Annotated in this window: 7 protein-coding genes; 1 reads left to right on the forward strand and 6 read right to left on the reverse strand. The window is 63.2% G+C overall.

What is annotated here, in order from left to right:
• Nucleotides 1-213: 213 nt before the first annotated feature.
• The 3 genes from CDN38_RS32780 to CDN38_RS28740 all read right to left on the reverse strand — a co-directional run bounded on the left by CDN38_RS32780 (nucleotide 214) and on the right by CDN38_RS28740 (nucleotide 2,442).
• Nucleotides 214-660 (reverse strand): bifunctional DNA primase/polymerase, encoded by a 447-nt coding sequence (locus CDN38_RS32780; RefSeq protein WP_082276935.1) that lies wholly within the window; start codon nucleotides 658-660, stop codon nucleotides 214-216.
• 123 nt (nucleotides 661-783) lie between these two features.
• A complete protein-coding gene (locus CDN38_RS28730; RefSeq protein WP_075509206.1) occupies nucleotides 784-1,026 on the reverse strand; it encodes a hypothetical protein in 243 nt (80 codons plus the stop codon).
• Nucleotides 1,027-1,785: 759 nt separating this feature from the next.
• The gene (locus CDN38_RS28740) at nucleotides 1,786-2,442 is read right to left on the reverse strand and encodes a hypothetical protein (RefSeq protein ID WP_075509208.1); all 657 of its coding nucleotides are present in this window, start codon (nucleotides 2,440-2,442) and stop codon (nucleotides 1,786-1,788) included.
• Here CDN38_RS28740 and CDN38_RS28745 point away from each other — a divergent pair.
• Complete coding sequence (locus CDN38_RS28745) at nucleotides 2,415-3,569, forward strand: hypothetical protein (RefSeq protein ID WP_233026848.1); 1,155 nt, start codon at nucleotides 2,415-2,417, stop codon at nucleotides 3,567-3,569. The two genes, CDN38_RS28740 and CDN38_RS28745, sit on opposite strands and share 28 nt — an antisense overlap.
• A gap of 406 nt (nucleotides 3,570-3,975) precedes the next feature.
• Here the strand turns inward: CDN38_RS28745 and CDN38_RS31595 are convergent, their stop codons facing one another.
• The 3 genes from CDN38_RS31595 to CDN38_RS28765 form a co-directional block, all read right to left on the reverse strand.
• Nucleotides 3,976-4,782, reverse strand: a complete 807-nt coding sequence (locus CDN38_RS31595) for a hypothetical protein (protein ID WP_233026849.1) — start codon at nucleotides 4,780-4,782, stop codon at nucleotides 3,976-3,978.
• A gap of 117 nt (nucleotides 4,783-4,899) precedes the next feature.
• Nucleotides 4,900-5,526, reverse strand: coding sequence for a hypothetical protein (locus CDN38_RS28760; protein WP_075509210.1), 627 nt, complete (start codon nucleotides 5,524-5,526; stop codon nucleotides 4,900-4,902).
• Between the two features lie 373 nt (nucleotides 5,527-5,899).
• The gene (locus CDN38_RS28765) at nucleotides 5,900-7,717 is read right to left on the reverse strand and encodes a flavin-containing monooxygenase (protein WP_075509211.1); all 1,818 of its coding nucleotides are present in this window, start codon (nucleotides 7,715-7,717) and stop codon (nucleotides 5,900-5,902) included.
• Nucleotides 7,718-7,861 lie beyond the last annotated feature (144 nt).

Below are 7,861 nucleotides of genomic sequence, written 5' to 3' on the forward strand. Positions count from 1 at the left end.
AACCCACCATCATCGAAATCATCGGGCACACCCCATCATCCGTGTCCCCGCCAATCAGCCCGACACCCCAGCCGGCGTGTTACTGACCCGCGCTCCTAGCCGATCCATCTTGTTCTACCACCAGGCCGTCGCCCTGGCCCGAGGCGAGCAGCTGCAACGCCTCTCGCAGTCCCTCGTTAATTCCGTCTTATTGCTACGCAACGGTTTTGGTCGTTACGATCTAGCCACCAATCGTCCGAGTACACGTCTTCGCTGGGCATATAACCGCCTCCAATCTCGTTGTTTTACATGGTGTTTCAAGAGTGGTCGCCCTGCAACATTTTTGGGCGTTTTCACTGGAAATCGATGGTTTTCGAGGCCGTTCTGGGGGAGGCCGGGGCGGTCGCGGAGCGGTTGATCCGACCGCCGCCACCAATCGGAGACGACCTCAAGGTCGGCGCTCGCCCTGGCCGGCCATCCGCGCCCCAAGTAGCTGCCGGGGTGCTTCGTACCCGGCTTGATCGGAACAACGTGAAGCCCAGCTTTGGCGTACATCTGCGCGGCAGCGGCATTCGACAAGCCAGTCACGTCCGGCAGTTCAACCGCGCTGTTGCTATTTATGCCGCCACTTTCGTTGTGGTGTAGCCGCTTTCGCGGGTCGTTCCCGTTCGGTAGAATCATCGTCGCGTCCTACGGGTCGCGGGTCGTTCACGTTCCTCGGCATGCACGTCCCTTTCCTCGGGTGGATTGTTCTGTTGCCCGGTTGGCCCTAGTCGGCTCACCGGGAAGCAGGCTTTCCGACAATCAATCGCCCATCGCCGCAAGGCTTTCCGGCGCGCGATAAACCCCCGGTTGCTTGCGGGACTTCACCCAATCGAGCCCGTCGCGCTTGCTGTAGAAGTTGCCGCCACCAAGGCGGGTCGGCTGAATCTCACGGCGTAGCACGGCGTACTTGATGGCGCGCCGTGTTACCGGCAGGCCCTGGTCGTAGTGCAGATACTCGTATAGTTCCTGTTCGGTCAGGATCGGCTTCTCGTCGTCGTCCATCTTGCAGTTTCCTTCGGGTTCGTGCTCTCCGATAGAAACCAAAAGGCGCCTTCGGAGAAGCAAACTCGCTCTGCACGTGTTCCGTACAGCTTGGGTTTGTCTCTCCGAGGACGCCCTGCCGAAGCTCTGCGGCAATCCTCGCTTAGATCGGAGCCCCTACTACCCTTTTGGGTCATATCTCAGACCGCACTCGTAGATGCCCGTCACAAAAGACTGGTTATCTAGTTATCTCAGCGGCTCCCGGCCGCGTCGTACTTCTATCGTAGCCGAACCGCCGCCCGCCCGTCGAAACTACCTGGGCAGTAGTGTCTTTCGGCTATTTGATCTGATTTCAAAGTTCAAACGTACGAAACATTCTCCTTCCACGTTCGCTAACTCACGGTCGATAATCTGTCGGAGTTCGGCGAGCAGCTGCTCTTGCCGCTCCTCATCGACGAACTCATACGCGAGGTAACCACTACCGGTCTTGAACCGGCTGCTCAATGGGTCACTGTCCCGTTCCCACATCATCGGTGGCGACGCCTCGCCGGTTTCACTCGTTGTCACGTATGTGCACCTCGCCTTAACCCCACAGCCCGATCCTGCGGATGCACCAACACCACTCGTACGCCTCGCGACTCGCGATTTGGAAGAACACGCCGAGATTATTGTCGTGCCCGTCTCAGCCCGTAGATCGGATGCCGCGACCCTCCCATCCGATCCCCCGTCGGACGCTCGGCATCGCGTCCTCGGCTTGATGAGCGGCCTGCTCGGCGGTCTCTACGGCGTCGGTCGAACGGGAGAACGCGGGTCGATCCTCGCGCCCGGTGGCAGTTGTGCTTGAGCGGAGATGACGCCGAACTTGAAGTTGTTCTCGGCGGTCTCTCGGGCCAACGTCTCGCACGCTCGGCATACGCGCCACAGGAGAATCGTCGGGTCACGACGTAACAGCAGCAGCAGTCGGGTCGTGCCACCGCTGAATACTGGTGCCGAGGCGGTGCAGTTGTCGGCGAGGTTGATCGTGCGACGTAGCTCGTCGTCCGCGTTGCTGTTGTAGCGGTGGTAGTTGTCGATGTCCGCAAAGAGCTGCAACATGCCGCTGAAGTAGTCAGGTCCGCGCAGACGGCGGTCAATCTCACTCGCCCCAGCACGACAACACACCAGCACCGTGCGGCTGCCAACCGACCAGATGAACACCGCGTCATCGGGCGGGTTGTCGATGTCGAACTTCCCACCAGGCCGGTCGTAGTCGTGGCTGTCGTAGCGCACCCGCGCCTCGGTCATCGCTTGGCGGAGGTCGCGCATGGCGCTGTTGGCGCGCTCCCACATGGCCGGCGACCACACCGGATCGAACAACGTGCCGCTGTCCGAGTTGGGCGCTCCCGCCATGATCCGCCCGCTGTTGTGTATTGCTTCGTCAAAACCATTGGTGTTCATGCGGTGAATACGAAATGCGAAACACAAAGGGCATCAGCGTCGCTAGCGATGTACTCGTCAACGAAACCGCGGACGGCGTGAATCTACAACTGATCTGGCAAGAAATACAGACCGCCCTGGAGCTTTACAACGAGCACCGCTCAACGATTGTGCGACTGCTGAGCTATCAGACGATTGCCGTGGCCGACGTCATCCCGCAGAGCGTGGAGAGCGAGAGCTTCGAGATTGCGACCGAGCAGGGCATCCCGCGCGCTCTCCGCGAGCCCGCCGACTACCTGCCTCTGGGCTACAACTTCCAAAATTACGACTTGCGCCTTGGTGCGACGTGGAAGTGGCTCAGATCGGCTACCGCCGAGCAGGTTACCGCTCAGGTGACGCGCATCTTCGAGGCTGACAACCGTCTCGTCAGCGGCACGATCCTGCGCCGCCTGCTCGATCCCGCGCCGCGAACGAATGAGTGGGGCCATCAGTGCTACGGCCTGTGGTCTGGCGACGGGATGGTGCCACCAGCGCATCTGGGGCAGACGTTCGACGGTGCGCACACGCACTACCTCACGAGCGGATCGACGCACATCGACTCCGCTGACATCGAGGACATGATCAAGCACGTCATCCACCACGGCTACGGTCGGTTCGGTGCCCAAGGCGGCCAGTTGGTCATTCTCGCCCACCCCGATCAGGTTGAGGACATTACGTTTTGGCGGACGGGCGTCGAGTACGCCGCCGGCAAGACACCCAAGTGGGACTTCGTGCCGTCCGCCGCGCAGCCCGCATACTTCACCACTGAGCACCTCGTCGGCGCGATACCGCCGACCGACTTCAATGGTCTGCGGGTGCTCGGCAGCTACGGCGACGCCTGGCTGATCGAATCCCACTACGTGCCATCCAGCTACGTGATCGTGGCCGCGACGGGCGGGCTCGATTCGGACATGAACCCGGTGGGTTTCCGTGAGCACGTCAATCCGGCTTATCACGGGCTTCGCCATATTCCTGGGCGCGGCCCCTACCCGCTGGTGGATTCGTTCTACGCCAGAGGTTTTGGCGTGGGCGTCCGACATCGCGGAGCTGCAGTCGTCATGCAGGTGACCGAAAACGCCGCCTACACTCCGCCGACCATCCAGACGTAAGACCGAACGATGCCGGACAGATACCGCAACTCACGCGACCCCAACAAGGACTACCGGGACGCCTCAGAGTTCGGCTTCGGCCCAGGGTTCACGCCACCCGGCAAGGAGAACGCATCGCCGAGCCAGAGCGGCGTGTACCGAGCGAAGTGTCCGCCGGTGGAGGTCGCCCCTAGCGACGACCTCCACGTGCGTGTGCGCGAGACCCGATGGCGCAGGGGCGACCCGCCGCGTGGCTATGCGGGCGAGCGGGTCGGGTAACCCCTCGCCGTGCCGTCGCAACACGCCTACGGCCCGTAGAGGCGTGTGCAACGCCACCCCTAGACGGCTCGGTCACGCGCGTAGTTACTACCTTTCGACGCCCCGTGACCGGCTGCCCCTTCTCAGGCGTAAGCAGGCGCAACACAGACTATGGTTCGTCTTCCTCAAGCTGCTGCGCTTCCCACTCTTCATGAGCTATCCGCTGATTCTCCGATGCTTCCCACATCGCCGCATCATCGACCTCGTACCCGAGCATGTTCGGTTCGGGACCAGCACAGGCTGAATCGAACGGCTCGGAAAAGGCGATCACGTCAGCGACGAAGTCCGTTGCGGCGTCTATCAACTCGGCGTCATGTGAGACGAACCCGACTTCAAGGTGGTTTGACGACTTTTCGGTCCAGTTGGCCGAACCCCACCACACGGCAGTTGGTCGGAATCGCAAGTGTTCGTCCGATCCGTAATCAGGGTGACCGAAGTCCTCCAGGTCAATCCTGCCAAGCACCAACATTTTCGCATGAATGATCGGGTTGCTTCTGCCGCTCCGCCAGCCGAGAGCCCTGACTGATTCAATGACATGCTCCACGACTTCCCGCGGCGTGTATGGGCCGACGACGACCGGCTCGCCGTTATTGGCAGGTATCAATCCCGCGAGCGCTGACACAGCTGAATTCGGGAACCCTCGTGGGCACCCGTCGTCGTCCTCACCGATGAGGCGGCTCATGGCGCTCCGGTTCACGGCTCCCTTATCGACCACGACGCACAGCGAGTTCAGCCGGTCGAGCCGGTCGATGACGGCCTCACTGTCCAGCCACGGCACGCATCCGATGGCGGCTGATTGCCCGCCAGTCGCGGCCAGGTGCTCGTCAAGCACGTCGCACAGGCCGTCAACGACCTGTCCGCCGAACCACGCCCGCGCCTCACCGTTCGCGCCCACGTACGCGGTCGGCCCGACCATTTCTTGAACAGCTCATACTCGCCGAGCGGCATGCGTTGCATCCCGCCATCGTCCCAAATGACCCCGACACTCGTCATCGCCTTTACGCCGCCTGGCCCCCGCTGGGCCGGGGTGCGCTCAGCGCGAAGTGCGAGGCCGCTGTGACGGCGGAACGAATAGCTTGTCGATCCGCTCGACGCTGTCCGCTGACTTCCCAAGCACGACGAGGTAACTCTTAACGAAGTCCACGTCATATCCCGCGTCCATCAGGATGTCGACGGGCGGGAAGTACTTGTCGGCAAAGAAGGGCTCGCGTTGCCGCGCATAGCCGTTGTACCCGGCGTCGTGCAGGTCTTGCAGTGCCTCTTCGATCTCGGGCGGCACGCCCGGGTGCCGTTCGCCGGTCACCGCGTCGACAGCCTTCGTCGCCGCAGCCCACCCCACGACCTCACGCGGGTTCGGCGTGGCCACGCCGAGCAGTTGACCGGCAGCCAGACGCATACCCTTTTCCAGCAGCTTCAGCGGAGGATGCACAACCATCACGGGTCCGCCTGGCGCAGGCTTGTTTCCGCGCCCGCTGCCGATGTTCTTATTGGCGCTGTAGTTCTGGTGGTAGCTCTCGCGCCTCGCCGACATGTGCGGCAGCAACAGCGCCCGCCGGGCCCAGTTCGCGCCGTTCTCGCGCAGGTAGCTCTCGACCGCCGCGAATGCGTAGGCAAGGACGCGTTCGCTGCCGTCAGCCCACACGTTGTCCTTCGGTTCCATGCACAGGATTCTCCCAGCACACACCGACAACCTTCCGGCGCGTCGCGTCGGATGGCTCGCTCCGGCTGCGGCACCCGCCTCGCGCGGTCCCGTAGCGGTCCCGTAGACGCAGCCGAACCAGGGGCGTATCGGGGCCGTACCGGCGGCGTCCGGTCGACGTACCGAAACTGGTGCTGATCAGCGCAAACATTATCACCGTCAAGCCGTCGACCGGCGCCGATCGCTCACCCGTTCGGGCGTCGAAAATACTTCCCAAGCTGAATACGCGGGTTCGATTCCCGTCATCGGCTCCACGTCTGAGCTGGGCAAACCAGCCGCGCCAGGCCCGCATCCAGGGCGGTGGTCCCGTATAGGCCGGGCGTGTCCAAGCTGACTAGCTCACGTGGTGCACCTCTGGTAAGCCGTACACCGGCGTGGGAATCCCTTCATGGCGGGCCTTGAGCTGGAGGCCGAGAAAGAGCGAGTAGTGCCGTGACTGGTGCAGGTTGCCGCCGTGGAACCACAGATTCTCCTGCTGGGTCGGCTTCCACATGTTGCGCAGCTCGCCTTCCCACGGCCCCGGGTCTTGCGTGGTGCCCGAGCCGAGGCCCCACACCTTGCCGACTTTGTCGGCCACGCTTTGGCCGATGAGGTCGGCCACAAAGCTATTCATCGACCTGAAGCCGGTGGCGTAGACGACCAGATCGGCGGGCAGTTCCGTGCCGTCGTCCAGAATCACCGACTCCTCGGTCAGCCGCTGGACTCCGCCGTGGCATAGCTTGATGCTGCCGTCGCAGATCAGGTCGGAGGCGCCAACATCGATGTAGAAGCCGCCGCCGCGCCGCAGATACTTCATGAACTGGCCGGAATCGTCGTCGCCGAAGTCCAGCCGGAATCCGACCTTTTCCAGGCGTTCGTATAAGTCCTTGTCCCGCAACCGCATTGCGTCCGAGATCGGTTTCTGGAAGTCCGCGATGATTCGATACGGCAGCGATGCAACCGTCAGGTCAGCCTTCTCGGTGGTGATACCGGCGGCCACCGCCTGCTCAGAGTAGAGGCCGCCGAGCGCGATTTCCAGCACCGCGTACGACGTGACGACGAGGGTGGACGCGCGCTGCACCATCGTGACGTCAACACCCTTCTCATGCAGGGCTTTACAGATGTCGTGCGCGGAGGTGCCGGAGCCGATCACCACCGCGCGGTTACCCACATAGGAGTCCGGGCCGGGGTGCTCGCTCGAATGATGCTGATCTCCTCGGAAAACGTTTTGGCCGGGGAGCTTTGGCACGTTTGGCTTGCCGGCCATTCCTGTCGCCAGCACCAGGTGGGTAGGCCGCAGCGTGAGCCGTTCGCCGGCGCGGTCGACCTCGACCGCCCACTGTTTTGCCCGGGCATCAAACGACGCCGACCGGCACGTGGTCGAGGTCCAGTACGGGATCTCCATCACCCGGGTGTAGAACTCCAGCCAGTCCGCGATTTTGTCCTTCGGCGAGAACACCGGCCAGTTCGCCGGGAACGGCAAGTACGGAAAGTGGTCGTACCACACCGGATCATGAAGGCACAGCGTCTTATACCGCTTGCGCCAATGGTCACCCGGGCGGGCGTGCTTGTCGATGACGATGGCCGGGACCCCAAGCTGGCGAAGCCGGGCACCCAACGCGATGCCGCCCTGGCCGCCGCCGACAACCACGACGTAGGGCTGTTGCGAATAGCCAAGCGACGCATCCTGTTCCGCACGCTTCTCCGCCCACGACCGGCCGTCGGCATCGGGGCCGTGCACGGCGCCACGTACGCGGCGCGGACCCATCGGCTCCTCATGGCCCTTGAGCTCGTCCAGCGCGGTCAGCAGCGTCCAGGCGAGATCGCCCTTGAGCCGAAGATGACCGACACCCCGGCCGACCGCGGTCTCGAACTCAATGAATGCCGATGTCACACCGCCGCCCTCGTCGGTCGGTGCTTCCCGGGCATGGAATCCCGACGGGTCGGTGTCGGCGAGTCGTGCGCGCAACATGTCGGCGATGCCGTCGCGGCCCTCGACCGTCTTGATGTTCCACGTGAACGCCACCAGATCGCGCCATAGGCTGTCCGGGACGAATTTGGCGATCACGCGGTCGATGTCACGCGCCGCGAGGGCAGACTCGAAGCCGGCCAACCACGCCTCAACGCGGGCCTCTGGTGATTGGGTGATGGCCGCGTCCAACTGCTGAGTCATGCGGGGCACGCTACACGCCGGCGGGCCCGGCCTCGCCTTGTACAAACTGGTCTCCGCGCTGGTCGAAGCTACGCCGGCTACGCCAACCCGTTCGTCCCGTTCACGCCGAACAACCCGCCGATGCCACCGGCGCCAGGGGTGCTG

Origin of the sequence: Mycobacterium ostraviense (genome assembly GCF_002705925.1) — a bacterium.
Classification (GTDB): Bacteria; Actinomycetota; Actinomycetes; order Mycobacteriales; family Mycobacteriaceae; genus Mycobacterium; species Mycobacterium ostraviense.